17 protein-coding genes are annotated in these 17869 nt (G+C 49.3%); 15 read left to right on the forward strand and 2 right to left on the reverse strand.

Translation table 11 applies throughout. The features are described 5' to 3' along the window. The first annotated feature begins 46 nt into the window (after positions 1-46). Entirely contained in the window at positions 47-661 is a 615-nt protein-coding gene (locus HU147_RS07095; RefSeq protein ID WP_224075585.1) for a phosphatase PAP2 family protein, read from the forward strand. A gap of 44 nt (positions 662-705) precedes the next feature. Here HU147_RS07095 and HU147_RS07100 read toward each other — a convergent pair whose 3' ends face one another. Together HU147_RS07100 and HU147_RS07105 are read right to left on the reverse strand one after the other, a co-directional pair. Next, positions 706-1986, reverse strand: a complete 1281-nt coding sequence (locus tag HU147_RS07100) for an ammonium transporter (RefSeq protein WP_224075586.1) — start codon at positions 1984-1986, stop codon at positions 706-708. A gap of 12 nt (positions 1987-1998) precedes the next feature. Then, positions 1999-2340: a P-II family nitrogen regulator gene (locus HU147_RS07105; protein WP_036807619.1), complete on the reverse strand. Its 342-nt coding sequence runs from the start codon at positions 2338-2340 to the stop codon at positions 1999-2001. 150 nt (positions 2341-2490) lie between these two features. On the opposite strand from HU147_RS07105, the gene HU147_RS07110 reads away from it, so the two are divergent. From HU147_RS07110 to HU147_RS07175, 14 genes are all read left to right on the forward strand, one after another. Then, a complete protein-coding gene (locus HU147_RS07110) occupies positions 2491-3135 on the forward strand; it encodes a uracil-DNA glycosylase (RefSeq protein WP_224075587.1) in 645 nt (214 codons plus the stop codon). A gap of 162 nt (positions 3136-3297) precedes the next feature. After that, entirely contained in the window at positions 3298-4107 is an 810-nt protein-coding gene (zupT, locus tag HU147_RS07115; protein ID WP_224075588.1) for a zinc transporter ZupT, read from the forward strand. A gap of 53 nt (positions 4108-4160) precedes the next feature. Beyond that, the gene (locus HU147_RS07120; protein WP_224075589.1) at positions 4161-5108 is read left to right on the forward strand and encodes a DUF4003 family protein; all 948 of its coding nucleotides are present in this window, start codon (positions 4161-4163) and stop codon (positions 5106-5108) included. Between the two features lie 115 nt (positions 5109-5223). Further along, positions 5224-6441 carry an MFS transporter gene (locus HU147_RS07125; protein WP_224075590.1) on the forward strand — a complete coding sequence of 406 codons (1218 nt, stop codon included), beginning with the start codon at positions 5224-5226 and terminating at the stop codon, positions 6439-6441. A gap of 165 nt (positions 6442-6606) precedes the next feature. After that, a complete protein-coding gene (locus tag HU147_RS07130) occupies positions 6607-7461 on the forward strand; it encodes a GNAT family N-acetyltransferase (RefSeq protein WP_224075591.1) in 855 nt (284 codons plus the stop codon). Between the two features lie 222 nt (positions 7462-7683). Next, complete coding sequence (gene abc-f, locus HU147_RS07135; protein WP_224075592.1) at positions 7684-9348, forward strand: ribosomal protection-like ABC-F family protein; 1665 nt, start codon at positions 7684-7686, stop codon at positions 9346-9348. A gap of 57 nt (positions 9349-9405) precedes the next feature. After that, entirely contained in the window at positions 9406-10374 is a 969-nt protein-coding gene (locus HU147_RS07140; RefSeq protein ID WP_224075593.1) for an ABC transporter ATP-binding protein, read from the forward strand. Positions 10375-10409: 35 nt separating this feature from the next. Beyond that, positions 10410-11009, forward strand: a complete 600-nt coding sequence (locus HU147_RS07145) for an ABC transporter permease (RefSeq protein ID WP_440137293.1) — start codon at positions 10410-10412, stop codon at positions 11007-11009. 27 nt (positions 11010-11036) lie between these two features. After that, the gene (locus HU147_RS07150) at positions 11037-11924 is read left to right on the forward strand and encodes a glycine betaine ABC transporter substrate-binding protein (protein ID WP_263427777.1); all 888 of its coding nucleotides are present in this window, start codon (positions 11037-11039) and stop codon (positions 11922-11924) included. A 155-nt stretch (positions 11925-12079) separates the two neighbouring features. Continuing rightward, positions 12080-13228 (forward strand): thiolase family protein, encoded by a 1149-nt coding sequence (locus tag HU147_RS07155; protein WP_224075596.1) that lies wholly within the window; start codon positions 12080-12082, stop codon positions 13226-13228. A gap of 18 nt (positions 13229-13246) precedes the next feature. Continuing rightward, positions 13247-14017, forward strand: a complete 771-nt coding sequence (locus tag HU147_RS07160) for a 3-hydroxyacyl-CoA dehydrogenase (RefSeq protein ID WP_224075597.1) — start codon at positions 13247-13249, stop codon at positions 14015-14017. A 14-nt stretch (positions 14018-14031) separates the two neighbouring features. After that, positions 14032-15180 (forward strand): acyl-CoA dehydrogenase family protein, encoded by a 1149-nt coding sequence (locus tag HU147_RS07165; RefSeq protein WP_224075598.1) that lies wholly within the window; start codon positions 14032-14034, stop codon positions 15178-15180. After that, entirely contained in the window at positions 15181-16152 is a 972-nt protein-coding gene (locus HU147_RS07170; protein ID WP_224075599.1) for a CaiB/BaiF CoA transferase family protein, read from the forward strand. Positions 16153-16201: 49 nt separating this feature from the next. Then, the gene (locus tag HU147_RS07175; RefSeq protein WP_224075600.1) at positions 16202-17833 is read left to right on the forward strand and encodes a long-chain fatty acid--CoA ligase; all 1632 of its coding nucleotides are present in this window, start codon (positions 16202-16204) and stop codon (positions 17831-17833) included. The last annotated feature ends 36 nt before the right edge of the window (positions 17834-17869 follow it).

Here is a 17869-nt window from a genome sequence, read left to right on the forward strand (position 1 = left end):
TTTAGACTATAATAGACAGAAGAGCTCGTGGAAAGAAGGTGAGGCTATGAAGCGTCTATTGTATTTATTGGGGATACTTGCGTTGATCGGTTTTATTGGAATCGGGCTTACTTTCGCTGACGGGGCATTCGCAGAAGTCGACCGGCAAGCCGCTGATTTGCTGACGGGAATCGGTTTGCTGGACGTTCTTTCTGTTCTGGCGGATGAAGCTGTTGTATTTATTGTTGGAATCGCCATGATTGTGTACTTATGGCTGCGCCGCAGGGATTACCGCGGAATGTTGTTTGTCTTTTTGACAGTCGGAGCAGGACGGGCGTTGAACCAGGGGCTAAAAGAACTGTTTCAACGGGAAAGGCCAGATTTTTCGCATGGCTTGGACAGCTACGGCTTTCCTTCCTGGCATGCCATGGGGGCGGTTCTTTATCTCCTGACGGCCGCTTATTTTCTGGTGGGATCGCTTGGAACCCGTACAGCCCAAGGGTTCGTTTGGCTGGCAGCAGTGGGGCTGGCCATCGCCATCGGTTTGTCGCGGGTGGCTGGCGGCGAGCAATACTTTTCGGATATCTTAGCTGGCTGGTGTATAGGTTATGCGTTGTTTGCCGCTGTTGTATTCTGGTACGAAATGAGAGAACGCTCTTTCAGAAGGGCGCATACACAATGAAAAGCAGGAACAGGTTAAATGGTTCCTGCTTTTATTTATGGGCATTATGGTTTTTGCGGAGCGGCGTGTTCGCCGAGTTGGTTAAGCCGTTCGGCAAAAGAATTGGTTGCTGATGGAGCTCCGCTTAGGACGTCCTGCATCGCGTAAGCCTGAGAACCGTGTTCTGCAAAGTCCAGCCCGCTTTCTTCGTCTTCCGCTGCTACGCGTAGCGGAATGACGGCATTGACAATGGCCAATACAAGGATGGCGGATACAGAAGTCCAGGCGATGACGGCTAAGACGCCGACCGTTTGGATGCCGAGGATTTCAGCGCCGCCCCCGTAGAGCAGGCCGCCTGTTGTATCGAAAAAGCCAAGCGCCAATGTTCCCCAAATACCGACTACTCCGTGGACGGCAATCGCGCCGACTGGATCATCTATGCGAATTTTTGCATCCAGCAAATGTACGGCTTCAGTCATAATGATGCCGGCGATGAGGCCGATTACGATAGATCCCAAAAAGGAGACGTTTGCCGCACCTGCTGTAATGCCGACCAAGCCGGCCAATGCGCCGTTCATCGTTAAAGAAGGGTCGATCCGGCCGTAGCGCATACGTGTGTACAGGGCGGTTGCCAGTACAGCGGCAGAAGCTGACAGCAATGTGTTTAAAATGACCGGCGGAACAAGTGCCGGGTCCGCTGCCAAAGTACTGCCTCCATTAAAGCCAAACCAGCCGAGCCAGAGGATGAACACACCCAATGCACCGAGCGGCAAATTGTGGCCGGGAATCGAATTGACGATTTTTCCGCTGTACTTGCCGATACGCGGGCCAAGCTTCCAAGCGGCGATGAAGGCAGCGGTTGCTCCGGTTAAGTGGACAACGGTCGAACCGGCAAAGTCGATAAAACCGATCTGCGACAGCCAGCCGCCGCCCCACACCCAATGTCCGACAATCGGATAAATAAACGCTGTCATTGCAATGGTCACTAAAATATAAGCGCCGAGACGCATGCGTTCAGCGACTGCTCCCGAAATGATCGTGGCGCAGGTTGCCGCAAATACTGCCTGGAAAACAAAGAAGCCGATATCTTCCCGGCCTGCTAATAAAAATCCATCTGTTCCAATCATCCCGAACCCCGAAGTGCCGAACATGAGTGCAAAACCGACAAAGAAATAAAGGATCGAACCAAGGGCGACGGTGATTAAGTTTTTCATAAGGATATTAAGGGTATTTTTAGAACGGGTGAACCCGGTTTCAAGCATCGCAAATCCTGCGTGCATAAAAAAGACGAGAATCGTGCCGAGCATAACCCACATCATATCAACTGAACTTTGAACTGCTTCCATAGAAATTCCTCCTTATCCGACGGCGATGATGCCGCGTTCTTTTGTTCTGATTCGAATGGCTTCCTCAACCGGCAAGATGAAAATTTTGCCGTCGCCGACTTCGCCGGTGGAGGCGTATTCCAGCAAAGCATCCACGATGGCTTCCACTTTTGAGTCATCCACGACCATTTCGAGTTTCAACTTGGGAGAAAACTCCATCGTATAGGCATTGCCCCGGAACAAACCGACCCGGCCTTCTTGTTTTCCGATTCCAGCGATTTCAGTGACACTTAAACCATCAATGCCTTCAAGAGCCAAAGCTTGGCGAACATTGGCAAAAACGGAGGGGCGGATGATTGTCTCGATCTTTTTCATTGTTTTTCCTCCTTCAAAATGATTCTAACAAAAGTTATGTTAGGTTTTCTAACATATTAAACAATAAATTCTGACAATGCAATAGTTTTTTGAAAATTTATGTTAGAAAACATGACATGCGCGAAAAATAAAAGAATTCGGGGTGATGGTATGTATAAAATTGCAGATGAATTGGTTCAAATTGGCATAGAACGAATCAAAGAATTTCCGGTAGAAGGCTTTGTAAGAGGAAGCGGGCCGCTTCATCCGGCCTTGATGTTGGTAGGGGAAGCGCCAGGGGAAAATGAAGTGGAAACCGGCATTCCGTTTACGGGACGAGCTGGAAAAGAGCTGATGGCTTCACTGGAAAGTGTCGGCTTAGCCAGGGAAGATGTGTATATCACGAGTGCAGTGCGGAGCCGTCCGTATAAATGGGGAACAAAAAAAGAGCGCAATGGAACAGTAACTGAGCGGAAATACAACCGAGCGCCGACCAAAAAAGAAATTATCGCCCATGCGCCGATTTTGGATACCGAAATCCGTGACATCCATCCGCCACTGATTGTCACTTTGGGCAATATCGGGCTGCAGCGACTGGTGGGGCCGAAAGCGAAAGTGACGCAGCTGCACGGCGTTCTGATGGAAACGCCGATTTTAATGTGGAATGAGGAAAGGCAAGCCTTTACTGAAACGGAAGAAGTGTATCATATCTTTCCGACATTCCATCCGGCCAGCGTTTTTTATAACCCGCCGGTGCGGGAGTTGAAAGATGAAGATTGGCGGAAACTGGGGGAATTGCTGCGGATTAAGGAATAGTGGCAACAGGTGTTAAGCATTCTATAGGTCTTGTGATTTCTGTGAATAACAATTGGGAAATTAGAGAATAATAGAATATCTTCCTTGATTGATAAAAGTTGCGCAAAGGAAACTTTTAACGTACAATAACCCTATTCAAAAGAATGGAAGGAAGTCGGGGTTATGGACAGTGCCGTATTATTTGCTCTTGGATTGACGCTATTTGCTGGATTGGCAACAGGCATCGGTAGTTTGATTGCTTTTTTTGCTTCCCGCACTAATACTAAATTTCTGTCGATTTCACTTGGATTCTCCGCGGGCGTTATGATTTATGTGTCGATGATTGAGATCTTTGTGAAAGCAAAAGATGCTTTAACCGGTGCCCATGGGGAATCATTCGGATATTGGTTGACGCTGGCTGGTTTTTTTGGCGGAATGATTTTCATGGCAGTATTGGACCGGATTTTGCCGCAAGTGGGAAACCCGCATGAAGTGAAGACGGTAGAAGACATGGATGAAGGGCCGACCAACGCGGAATATGCCCATCTTCGGAAATTGGGGATATTTACAGCGCTCGCAATCGGCATCCATAACTTCCCGGAAGGCATCGCCACGTTCATGTCGGCAATCCAGGATCCGGCTTTAGGGGTAGCTATCGCAATTGCCGTAGCCATCCATAATATTCCGGAAGGGATTGCGGTGTCGGTTCCGATTTACTACGCAACCGGCAGCCGGAAAAAAGCCTTTCAGTACAGTTTTTTATCCGGAATTTCGGAACCGGTCGGAGCCATTGCCGCTTGGCTGATCTTAATGCCTTTCCTTAGCGACACGCTGTTTGGCATTATTTTTGCGGCAGTAGCCGGCATTATGGTTTTCATTTCTCTGGATGAACTATTGCCTGCTGCCAAAAGATACGATGAAGCCCATTTGTCCATTTATGGATTGGTGGCTGGGATGGCCGTCATGGCGGTCAGCCTTGTATTGATTGTATAAGTGAAACCTTGCGCCTCCTCGTCTCGTATAAATGAGACAAGGAGGCGTTTTCTATGGACATGAAACTTATAGAAGAGACTTTTAAAGAAGTATCTAAAACGCTTGGATGGTCAGTGGATAAACGGATTGCCCTGGCAGTGACCAATTTTTATCTTACGCAGGACTCAGGATTTCGGAAAAAAGAACACGAAGAAGCCGCAGTGGCCATCAAGAAAAATGAAGGCTGGGCTTCTCCGTTAAGGAATTATATGTTCCATATCGCGGCCGCCTTTTTGGCGCTTCAGGGAGATCCGGAAAGCGGCTTGAAAAAATTGAATGCCAAACAGCTGGAACTGAACGAAGCGGGGTTCCGCAAGTCGCCTTATACGTATTTGGCCGCCTTGCTGATGGAAGATACGGGCGAAGCGGAGCGCGCAAAAGAACTATACGATCAAATGAGGCAGCATCATAAATTCCTGACATCAAATGAGGATGTGCCTTATGCGGTGCTTTTGGGAAGGCGGGAAGGAACTGCTGAAGAACGGGCGGCAACGATGAATGCTTATTACCGGGAACTCCGGGAACACGGCTTCAGCATGGGCAATGATTTGCAATGGTTGTCACAGATTATGACATTCAATTCCCCGGAATACGATCCGGAAATGGTTGGAAGGGTATTGGCGATCCGTGAATTTCTGCAGAACGAGAAAATAAAAATACGGTCGCCCCAGTATCCGATTTTAGGGCTGCTGGCAACGGCAAAAGCGAGCGGCCACACACTTGGGCAGATTGTCGAACATACACGGCAGCTGGAAAACAGCAAATTATTCAGATGGTACAAGGATGTCGCTTTTTCAACGGCAGTGCAGTTTGGCATGAAAGACATTATCGAAACCCGCGAAGTTTCTGATGTTACATTTTCAACATCGTTGGAAATGTTGATGCAGGCCCAGCAGGCAGCGATGATGGCGAGTATTAACGCCGCCGTTATTTCTTCCTCTGCCAATAATGGCTCTGAATGACAAGAATTGTTTGAAAAATTCAACTTTTACCAGCTGTCTTGTCACCCGCATATCGAAAGAGTATAGTATGGTGTAAAGACATCATATTACATGTGTAAAGACAGGGAGAGTTGGCATGGCTACGTTAACAGAGAAAAACACTGTTCCGCTATCAAGAAACAAATTGCTTGGAGTGGCAGGATTGGGTTGGCTTTTTGATGCAATGGATGTAGGGATTCTGTCTTTCGTCATTGCGGCATTGCAAGTAGACTGGAATTTAAATGCGTCTCAAATGGGTTGGATCGGCAGTGTCAATTCAATCGGCATGGCTGTGGGCGCTTTTGTCTTCGGTATTTATGCGGACCGGGTCGGCCGCAAGAAAATTTTCATCATTACCTTATTGCTGTTTTCATTGGCAAGCGGAGTTTCCGCATTGACGACATCGCTTGCTGCGTTTATGCTGCTGCGATTTTTCGTTGGCATGGGGCTTGGCGGTGAGCTGCCCGTTGCTTCGACGCTGGTTTCAGAAAGTGTGCCCGCGAATGAACGAGGCCGCGTGGTTGTACTGTTGGAAAGTTTTTGGGCAGGCGGCTGGCTGATTGCCGCGCTTATTTCTTACTTTGTGATTCCGTCGTTCGGTTGGCGCGTCGCTTTGCTGCTGACTGCATTGCCGGCATTGTATGCGTTATATCTGCGCATCAAACTGCCGGATTCCCCGCAGTTTTCAGCCAAAAAAGATGTGCTGCGGTCGATTTCAACCAATATAAAAGACGTCTGGTCCAAAAAGTACCGCCGTCCGACATTGATGCTTTGGATTGTCTGGTTTACGGTCGTCTTTTCGTATTACGGCATGTTCCTGTGGCTGCCGAGCGTCATGGTCTTAAAAGGTTTTACGATGATCCAAAGTTTTGGCTACGTCCTGATTATGACGCTGGCCCAGTTGCCGGGGTACTTCTCCGCAGCTTGGCTGATTGAAAAAGCAGGGCGCAAGTTTGTTCTTGTTACTTACTTGATTGGAACGGCTGCCAGTGCGCTTGTCTTCGGAAATGCCGACACCATCGCTGTGCTGATTACAGCGGGAGCTTTTTTATCATTCTTTAACTTGGGCGCTTGGGGAGCGCTTTATGCGTATTCGCCAGAGCAATACCCGACGGTCATTCGCGGAACCGGTACGGGAATGGCGGCTTCGTTTGGCCGGATCGGCGGCATTTTAGGTCCGTTATTGGTCGGCTTCATGCTGACGGCAGGATACGGCATTGGCTGGATCTTTGGGATTTTCTGTGTATCCATCATTATCGGAGCGTTAGCAGTGGCATTTCTTGGGACGGAAACAAAACAAATGGAACTTGAATAGAAACGTGTGAATGGCTCAACCGCATAAAGCGGATGGGCCATTTTTAGATTTTATTATGGTGCCAGCCGAAATAAATTTCGGAAAAAACTTTATTTAGCAGGAGTTTTTTCCACCTTTAGCCAATATCTAATAGTCAGAGATCAAGACAGAAAAGAGTGAGCCGAAATGGATTGGATCGTTTATACAAATCCCGCTGCATTTGCAGAGCGAGTGGAGAAGCTGCTATACAAAAACGAAGACATATATAGTTTATTTTTAGGGATACTGAACCAAATACAAGAGGGACGCTACGAAGAATACTTTTTGGCGACAATGGAAAATGAGGGAGAAGTGGCGGCTGCCTGTTTGATGACGCCGCCTCATCCGTTTCAACTGGTCGTCTTTCAAGAAGTTCCTGCTATTGAAAGAGAAATAGCGCACCGACTATTGGCTTCAGGCATAGTGGTGGACGCAATTGTCGGCGACCAGGCCGTTGCCCACAGGTTAGCTGAAGCGTGGATTCAACGCGTTGGCGGGGAAATACGGGTACTCATGCACCAAGGGCTATACCGGGCCGATGCTGTAAACACCCGCCTTGAAAAAAGTCCGGGAACGTGGCGAGTGGCGAATAAAAAAGATGCGCCGTTGCTTGAAGAATGGATTTTGCTTTTTGAGCAGGAGACAGGCATTGCCGTGTCCACCCCGGCGGAAGCGGCGCGGAAAATCGATTCGTTTATTGAACTGAAAGAAGTTTATGTATGGGAAGTGGACAATGAAGTGGTGGCCTGCATGAAAAAATCGCGGCCATCCAAAAATGGCATTACGGTATCGTTTGTCTTTACGCCAACGAAACACCGGCGCAAAGGCTATGCCCGCACGCTTGTTGCAGAAGTGACCGAAGAACTGCTCGGTGAATACGATTTCGTCATGCTTTATACGGACTTGCAGAACCCCACCTCCAATAAAATCTACAAAGAAATCGGCTTTGAGCAAATTGCGACGCCGGTCCATTTGAAAATCGAGGACGATCTGCCAGAATAATATGTTATAGTAGTGGCAATAAACTGAAGGGATGATGGGTGGCCGATGGATAACTAATCCTATTTCTATGCAACCGAAGATTTTGGTGTGAAAGAGATTGGATTCGTCTGCCCATTTTTAGCAAAAAGAACAGCCTGTGAAAAACAGGTTATTTGGGTATGCGAATTCTTCCGAATACAATTCGGAGGAATTTTTTTATTTCTCCGGTTAGGGGGAAGGGCTATGACCATTAGAGGGAAAGTAAATAAGCTGACAATCGGATTTGAAGATCGGATTGTTTTGAAAGAAGTACAGGCCGATATTCCAAAAGGTGCACGCATCGCCATCATTGGTGCAAACGGCAGTGGAAAATCATCCTTGTTGGATGCTGTTGCTGAAGGTCTTCCGGGAATTCAATGGATTGGTTCAGCACCGTCTGTCGCTTATATGAAACAGGAAGTGAAGCGGGTGGATGGTGAAATTGGGAATGCGAGCAGCCGGAAGCTTGAAACGAAATGGCATGTGCCGGAAGTCCGCAGCCGCTTAAGTGGAGGCGAAGCGATGAAGATGCGCTTGGCGCGGGCACTTTCTGAAAATGCAGAAGTTCTGCTGCTTGATGAGCCGACCAATCACTTGGATGCGGAAAGCATCGAAGCCGCCGTCAAACAACTGGCAGCGTATGCCGGTACAGTGCTGATCGTCTCGCATGACCGGCACTTTATTGATCAAGTCGCGACTCATATTTGGGAAATTGAAGACAAAAAATTGACGGTTTATAAAGGTAATTACAGCGTCTCTAGAGAAGAGAAAGAACACCGGAAACTGACGCAGCAAAGAAAATACAATCAGCAGCAGGCGAAAATCGCCCGTGTGGAACAGCAGCTTTCGGAACTGCAGTCCTGGTCGGGAAAAGCCCATGCGGACTCGACGAAACAAGATGGCTATAAAGAATTTTACCGCTCCAAAGCAAAGCGCATGGATGTTCAAGTGCGCAGCAAGCGGAAACGGCTGGAAGCTGAACTGGAAAAGGATGGGGTAGAGCGGCCGAAAGAAGACGTAAGCGTCAAGTTTGAAATCGGCGGTGCTGATAAAAAAGGGAAGCGCGTCATGGAATTGAAAGAAGTCAGCAAGGCGTTTGGAGACCGTTTTCTTTTTGAAAATGCGTCTTTTACCGTGCAGCACGGCGAACGCGTTGGGCTGGTCGGCAAAAACGGCAGCGGCAAATCCACTTTCTTCAGTATGCTCCGAAAAGAAACCGATTATTCAGGAGAGATTTGGTTGACTGCCGGTATGAGAATCGGCTACTTGAGCCAGAATGTTTTTGACTTGCCGGAACAAAAAACGCCTGCGGAATTATTTGGAACAGGAAGCTATGAAGTGAACGGCAAAATCCGGACCTTGATGGACAACTTGGGGTTTGAAAAACACCATTGGACCGAACCGGTTCGTCATTTGAGCATGGGGGAGCGGGTCAAATTGAAGTTAATGGAATTTATGCTGTCGGACTGCAATGTGCTGTTATTGGATGAACCGACCAACCACCTCGATTTGCCTTCCCGTGAACAGTTGGAGAAAACTTTGGAGAGCTTTCCGGGAACTTTGCTGGTTGCCACCCATGACCGCTTTTTCATGGAAAAACTGGCGGATAAATTGCTGGTATTTGAGGAAGGCAAGCTGCTCAAGTATGAAAACAGCTTTTCGGAATGGAACAATAAATCCGATGGAGATGTCCAAGTCGACATGTTGCAGCTGGAGACAGAACGCCAAGCTGTTCTGGGCAAACTTAGTTTGATGCAGCCAAAAGATAAAGAGTATGGAGCTTTGGATCGCCGTTTCAATGAATTGACAGCAGCCATTAAAGCGATTTCGTCTGATTCTGGAAAGGAAGCAGGGAAAAAGAGTAAATGATTCCCGTTCTGGGTAAATTAAAAAGTAGGTCGAAAGAGAGAGAAAGGAGTGGGTGCTGTGATTCAATTTGATAAGGTCACCAAACGGTTTCCCGATGGCACGGAAGCCTTAAAAGAAGTGTCTCTTACATTGCCTGCACATCAATTAACAGCGGTTATCGGACCAAGCGGCTGCGGGAAAACCACGCTTATGAAAATGATCAATAAACTTGAAAAACCGACTGAAGGCACTGTCCTGATTGATGAAAAGCCAATCATGGGACTGGATGAGATTGAACTGCGGCGGTCTATCGGCTACGTTATCCAGCGGATCGGCTTGCTTCCCCATATGACCATTGCCGATAATGTTTCCTTGGTGCCCAAAATGCTGGGCTGGGAAAAAGGGGAGATCGATGCACGGGTACGTGAATTGCTGCAATTGACCGGCCTTGATCCAGACACGTTCCTCCACCGCTATCCGCTTGAACTGAGCGGCGGCCAGCAGCAGCGTGTCGGTGTGGTGCGGGCGCTCGCAGGAGACCCGAATATCGTGTTGATGGATGAGCCGTTTTCTGCACTGGATCCAATTAGCCGTGAACAATTGCAGGATGAGCTGCAGAACTTGCAAAAGAACATCCGCAAAACCATCGTCTTTGTCACCCACGATATGGATGAGGCGCTGAAAATTGCCGATTCCATTATTGTGATGCGTGGCGGGCAGGTGGAGCAAATAGGGACGCCGCAGCAATTGGTTGCCGAACCGGCGAACGATTTTGTGCGCAATTTCATCGGTGCCGAACGCATCAGCCGGCAGCGGACATTCGGCGAAAGAAAGCTGAAAGAGTTTGTTTCTCTGTTCGAAAAGGATTGGCGGGGAGATGCCCAAAAGATCTCGGTCGATGCAACCGTCGCTGAAGCGGCAGCACAATTATCCGCAAGCGGACTTCCGCGTCTGGCGCTAATGGAAAATGAGCATGTGATCGCTTATGCCAGCGACCGTGATTTACTGCGGGCGGCCCTTCATAAGGAAGAAGGTGCAGCCAGTTGAGTCAAATCATCGATACATTTATCAGCCGCCAGGAAATGATCCAATCGGCTTTTCTGGAGCATATCTATCTGTCTTTTGTGGCTGTCGCTATCGGCATTGCCATCGCTTTGCCGACAGGGATAGGGATTGCCCGCTACCGGCGTTACGCTGAACCGATCATCGGGGTGACCGCTATTTTCCAAACCATACCCAGTCTGGCTTTATTCGGATTTTTAGTGCCGATTCTTGGCATTGGTTCACCGACGGCTTTGGTGGCGCTGATTATTTACGCGCTGTTGCCGATTCTGCGCAATACGTATACCGGCATTACCGGCGTAGACGGCTCTGTAATTGAAGCAGGGCGGGGCATGGGCATGACGCGTACGCAGATACTGCGCCAGATTGAATTGCCGCTGGCATTGCCATTTATCATGGCCGGCATCCGCACCGCAACCGTGCTGACGGTCGGCATCGCCACACTGGCAACGTTTGTCGGAGCCGGAGGGCTTGGTGACATCATTTACCGCGGGCTTCAATCCTATAACAATGCTTTGGTGCTGGCCGGCGCATTGCCGGTTGCCTTATTGGCCATTGGATTCGACTTAGTGCTGAAACAAATTGAGAAGCGCATGACGCCGAAAGGCTTAAAAATTTAAGGGGGAATATCCGTGAGAAAAACAGCAATGGCCATTTTATTGGCAGCGTCTGTCGGATTGGCTGGCTGCGGAAGCGGCGGCGAAGGAACAGATCCAATCGTGATCGGCGGCAAGCCGTGGACGGAGCAGTACATATTGCCGCATATCCTGGGGCAGTATATTGAAGCGAATTCTGAGTACACCGTAGAGTATGAAGACGGGCTCGGCGAAGTGTCCATTTTGACGCCGGCTCTTGAAAAAGGAGATATCGATATGTATGTGGAATATACCGGCACCGGATTAAAAGACGTATTGAAAGAAGAATCACAGCCTGGGCAGTCTTCGGAAGAAGTGCTTGATCGTGTGCGAAAAGGCTATGAAGAAACGCTGAATGCGACATGGCTGGAGCCGCTTGGATTTGAAAACGGCTATACGCTGGCGTTTTCGAAAGACAGCGGCTATGATGCCAAAACGTACTCGGACTTAGCGGAAATCTCCAAAACAGAAGACATGTCGTTTGGCGCTCCGCATCCATTTTATGAACGTAAAGGCGATGGCTATGACGATATGATCGCCACCTACCCGTTTAAGTTTTCAGCGACTGAAAGTTTTGATCCTGCCATCATGTACGAAGCTGTAAAAAACGGCGAAGTGGATGTGATTCCGGCATTTACGACGGACAGCCGGATTGGGTTGTTTGATTTGGAAACCACGGAAGACGATTTGTCGTTTTTCCCGAAATACGACGCAGCACCAGTCGTCCGCTTGGAAACGCTTGAAGAATATCCGGAACTGGAAGAAGTGCTGAAAGGATTGGCCGGCCAAATCACGGAAGAGGAAATGCTCGCCATGAACGCCCGTGTCGATGTGGATAAAGAAGAAGCAAGCGAAGTGGCCCGCGAATTCCTGATTGAACAAGGTTTGATAGAAGAATAAACAAAAGAATCCTGCAGAGCCATCTGCAGGATTTTCTTATGGTATTTGCTTGGGAATTCTTGTACAATTGCTTTAATGAGTGAATAGTCATTCAATTCTTTAAATTGAAAGCGTTTGCATTACAATGGAAGAAAAATATAAAAGGGGTGTCAGGAATGAGAGAAGTAGTCATCGTAGAAGGAGTCCGTTCGGCAGTTGGAAGACGGAAAGGGATGTATGCCAATACCCGGCCGGATGAACTGGCAGCGCTTGTGTTGGAAGAATTGGTGAACCGCGCAGGTGTCGAGAAAGGTGCGGTGGAAGACATTATTTTGGGCTGCGTTTCCCAAGTAGCCGAACAAGGCGGCAATGTGGCCCGGACGGCGGCATTGATCGCCGGGTTCCCGGACTATGTGCCGGGCGTGACGATTGACCGCCAATGCGGATCGAGCCAGCAAGCGGTTCACTTCGGGGCGCAAGCCATTTTGGCCGGCGATATGGACATTGTCATTGCGGGCGGCGTGGAAAGTATGACGCGTGTGCCGATGTTCTCTAATATGCAGGGCGCCGGACCGAGCAAGAAATTAACCGAGCAATATGAAATTATCAATCAGGGCTTATCGGCTGAACGCATTGCTGAAAAGTGGAACTTCAGCCGCGAAGAGCTGGATGCTTTTTCAGTCCGAAGCCATGAGCGGGCTCAACAAGCAATCCAAAATGGCCATTATGACCGGGAAATTGTACCGGTTGAAGTGGAAAATGCTGATGGAGAAAAACAGCTGGTTTCTGTAGATGAAGGCCCGCGTCCCGGCACCACAGAAGAAGTGCTTGGCGGCTTGAAAACGGTCTTTGATGAAAACGGCGTCATTACGGCGGGTAATGCCAGCCAGATGAGCGATGGAGCTTCGGCCGTCTTGTTGATGTCGCGTGAAAAAGCGGATGAACTGGGATTGAAGCCGAAAGCACGCATTGTGGCGCGTGCAGTTGTCGGGTCAGATCCGACTTTGATGCTGACAGGGCCGATTGCGGCAACCCGCAAAGTGCTGGAAAAAGCAGAGCTTCAAATCGAGGACATGGACCGCTACGAAGTCAACGAAGCGTTTGCTCCTGTGCCGCTTGCCTGGTTGAACGATATCGGGGCAGATCCTGAAAAACTGAATGTCAACGGCGGAGCGATTGCTTTGGGTCATCCGCTTGGAGCCACAGGTACGAAACTTTTGGTATCGCTTCTCCATGAACTGGAACGCATCGAAGGGCGCTACGGTTTGCTTGCAATTTGCGAAGGCATGGGCATGGCGAATGCCACCATCATTGAACGGTTATAAGGGACAAGGAGGCTGGACATGAATTTAGCAGAATTGAAAGCAATTGTAACAGGCGGGGCTTCAGGGCTTGGTGAAGCGACGGTTCGCCGGATCGTACAAAATGGAGGGAAAGTGGCCATTTTTGATTTGAACAAAGAACGCGCCGAATCGCTTATTGATGAACTCGGTGAAGAGAACGTTTGTTATTTTGAAACCGATGTAAGCAATGCGGAACAAGTGGAGCAAAATGTAACGAACGTGGTTGAGAAATGGGGCGGGATTACCGGAGTCATTAATTGTGCCGGCATCGGCACTCCCGGCAAAGTCGTATCAAAAGGTGAGCCGCTAGCGCTTAATCGGTTTGAAAAAGTCATTCAAGTCAACTTGATTGGCACATTCAATGTCATTCGGGTGGCGGCGGCAGCCATGCAGAAAAACCAACCGAATGCAGAAGGAGAACGGGGCATCATCATTTCAACTGCTTCGGTTGCTGCTTATGAAGGGCAAATTGGACAAGCTGCCTATAGCGCTTCAAAAGGAGGAGTAGTTTCAATGACGCTGCCGATTGCGCGTGAATTGGCACGGGACGGCATCCGTGTTATGACCATTGCGCCAGGCCTGATGCAAACGCCGATGTTCGATGGCTTGCCGGAAGCGGCCGTGAAGTCGCTGTCGGCTTCTGTGCCGTTTCCGGCACGCCTTGGGCATCCAGCGGAGTACGCGCAATTGGTCCAAAGCATTGTGGAAAATCCGATGTTGAACGGTGAAGTGATCCGGCTTGACGGAGCAATCCGTATGCAGCCGAAGTAAGGGGGAATAGGGAGATGGGGAAATACCGTTTTGAAGAAGAAGAGCATGAGCTGTTCCGGAAATCGCTAAGAAAATTCCTGGAAAAAGAAGCCGTGCCGCAATATGACCAATGGGAAAAAGAGCATATCATCCCGAAATCGTTTTGGAAACGCATGGGCGACATGGGCTTTTTATGTCCGCAAGTAGACGAGCAGTACGGTGGGCTGGGACTGGATTTCCGCTACGCTGTCATCATTGGCGAAGAAATGGAGCGTGTCGGCACCAGCTTGACCGGGGTTGGCCTGCATAACGATATCACTGTCCCGTATATTGAAGCTTACGGAACGGATGAACAAAAGCGGCGCTGGCTGCCGGGCTGCGTGACTGGAGAATATATTACGGCGATTGCCATGACGGAACCGGGAGCGGGATCGGATTTGGCAAATATTTCAACGACAGCGGTGCGGGACGGAGACAATTACATCGTCAACGGACAAAAAACCTTTATTACCAATGGCATCAATAGCACTCATGTAGTAGTGGTTGTCAAGACAGATCCGAAGGCAGAGCCAAAACACCGCGGCATCTCGCTTTTGATGATTGAAGAAGGGATGCCCGGGTTCACCAAAGGACGGAAACTCGATAAAGTCGGCCTTCACGCACAGGATACATCGGAATTGTATTTTGAAGACTGTGTTGTACCGGCAGCAAATCTGATTGGCGACGAAAACAAAGGGTTTACATATTTGATGGAAAAACTGCAGCAGGAGCGCCTGGTCGTTGCGATTGCTGCACAAACCGCTTCAGAAGACATGTTGGATACGACGCTTGAATATGTCAAATCGAGAAAAGCATTCGGCAAACCGATTGGCTCCTTCCAGAATTCGCAATTTAAGTTGGTTGAAATGGCGACTGAAATTGAACTGGGGCATTCGTTTTTAGAATCGTTGATTGAAGACCATATGGCCGGCAAAGATATTGTCTCGAAAGTATCCATGGCAAAATACTGGCTGACGGATACGGCGAAAAAGATATCCGGCGAATGCATGCAGCTGCACGGCGGCTACGGTTATATGGAAGAATACAAAATTGCGCGGCGCTACCGCGATACGCCGGTTGCTGCCATTTATGCCGGATCCAATGAAATTATGAAAACCATTATTGCCAAACGGATGGGCTTATAAATGGATAAGGCATTAGCAGGAGTCCGTTTGTTGGATGTCACCTATTACTTGCCTGGGCCTTATGCCGGGATGCGCCTGGCGGAAATGGGCGCGGAAGTGATCAAAATCGAACCGCCGGCGGGGGATCCGGCGCGTTATATGAGCGGCGGCTACGTGCACGAAGCAAACAATAAAGGGAAAACCATTGTTCAGCTGGATTTGAAATCAACAGAAGGGCATGAGCAAATGCTGGAATTGGCCAAGACGGCAGATGCGCTGATTGAAACGTTCCGGCCGGGCGTTATGAAAAAGCTGGGATTGGATTATGAAAGCTTAAAAGCAGTCAAGCCGGATTTGGTGTATTGTTCACTGTCCGGCTACGGGCAAAAAGGGCCGCTTGCTGAACTTGGCAGCCACGACTTGAATTATTTGGCCCTGTCCGGCGCATTGGACCAAATGGCCGACAGCAATGGCCGGCCGGTGCACCCTTCGAATACATTTGCAGATTATACCGGAGGCTTATTGGCATCCGAAAAAATCACCGCCGCGTTGCTGCGGAAGTTCCGAACCGGCGAAGGTGCTTATTTGGACATTGCACTGGCTGAAGTGATGGCTGAATTCCAGGGCAACCACGATATTTATCATCAGGCGAGCGCTTCAGTTTGCGGCATCCCTGAGATTTCAGGAAACCGCATCAGCTACGCTATCTATGAGACAAAAGACGGAAGATACGTCACGCTCGGAGCGCTCGAAGAGAAATTCTGGTACAATTTCTGCGAATTTGCGGAAAAGCCGAATTGGCAAAAATGGAGTGCAAAAGCCGTTGGTAGTGAAGAACATGCAGAAGTCGCTGCTTTTTTCAAAACAAAAGACTGGCGGGAATGGTACGAGGTATCCATGAATATTGATTGCTGTTTAGCGCCCGTACTGAAAGCGCATGAACGCCATGAGCACCCACATTTTGCAGCTCGCCAGGCAGTGAATTTCTGCTGACCAGATTACGTGAACCCCAAATCGCAAAGAAAAAGGAGCCTGATGTCCAATGATGAATGCACCGCTGCTATTATCTTCTTTTGTGAAACGTGCTGAGCAATACTTTCCTGATAAGCTGATCATTTCGCGGACAGGCGAGCAGATCCACCGCATTCCCTATAAAGATTTTGCGAAACGGACCCGCCAGCTGGCAAGTGCGCTGGAAAAACTGGGCATGGACCGGGGGACGAAAGTCGGCAGTTTTGCCTGGAATCATCATCGCCACCTGGAATTGTATTTCGGGGTGCCGGGCTCCGGTGCAATTTTGCATATGATCAATATCCGCCTTTCTCCTGAACACATCATTTATGTCATCAACCATGCGGAAGATGAAATCCTGCTGGTGGACCATGACTTGTTTCCACTGATTGAAAAAATCGCGCCGCAGCTAAAAACCGTCAAGCATTTCGTCATTATGAAAGACGGGGTGGACCTTCCGGAAACGGCTTTGGAAAGGGTTCATTCCTATGAAGCGCTGGTTGGCGCAGAAGACGGCAGCTACGTATTTCCGAAAGATTTGGATGAGAACACACCGGCCGGCATGTGCTATACATCAGCGACAACGGGCAATCCAAAGGGAGTCGTGTATTCGCATCGCGGACTCGTGCTCCATAGTTTCGCGCTGGGGATGAACGACTCGATGGGGCTGTCCGAGCGCGACGTGGCAATGTCCATCGTTCCGATGTTCCATGCCAACGCGTGGGGGCTGCCGTTTGCAGCGGTGCTGTTCGGTACGACTCAGGTTCTGCCGGGGCCGGGATTTGCGCCCGGAATGCTATTGGATTTGATTGAGCAAGAAGGGGTGACGCTGACTGCTGGGGTTCCGACCATCTGGCTGGGCGTTTTAAAAGAACTGGAAGCCAATCCGCGCAATTTGGACTCACTTCGGATGATTATCTGCGGAGGGTCCGCTTCGCCAAAAGGCTTAATCCGGGCATTTGAAGAAAAGTACAAGGTGCCATTTGTGACAGGCTATGGCATGACGGAAACTTCGCCGCTTGTCAGTTTAGCGGTTACGACTTCGGCGATGGCGAATCTGTCAATGGCTGAGCGCATCGAGCGCCGTTCGATGGCAGGGCTGCCGATGCCCGGGCTTGAAGTGCGCATTGTCAATGAACAAGGCGAAGCGCCGTGGGACGGCAAAACGATGGGCGAACTCAATGTCAAAGGCCCATGGATTGCCGATGAATATTATAAAGATGAACGCACGAATGATGCGTTCAGGGACGGTTGGCTTTATACGGGAGACATAGCAGTCATTGAACCGGATGGCTACATCAAATTGACGGACCGCACAAAAGATTTGATCAAGAGCGGCGGCGAATGGATTTCTTCTGTCGATCTGGAAAATGCCCTTATGACGCATGAAGCGGTATTTGAAGCGGCAGTAGTGGCGATTCCGCATGAAAAATGGCTTGAGCGCCCGCTGGCCTGCGTTGTGGTGAAAGAAGGCTACGAAGAAAATGAACAGACGAAGGCGGAACTGCTCGCTTACCTCGAAAGCCAATTTGCGAAGTGGTGGGTGCCGGATGATATCGTATTCTTAAAAGAAGTGCCGAAAACATCCGTCGGCAAGTTCCTGAAAGCTGCATTGCGAAAAGAGCTGGATCGTCATTACCAAGAGCAGAGAAGCTTTGATTGAGCGGTATAACAAAAATGTACAGATTGGCTGTTGATG

This window comes from Planococcus chinensis (assembly GCF_020071995.1).
GTDB lineage: Bacteria > Bacillota > Bacilli > Bacillales_A > Planococcaceae > Planococcus > Planococcus chinensis_A.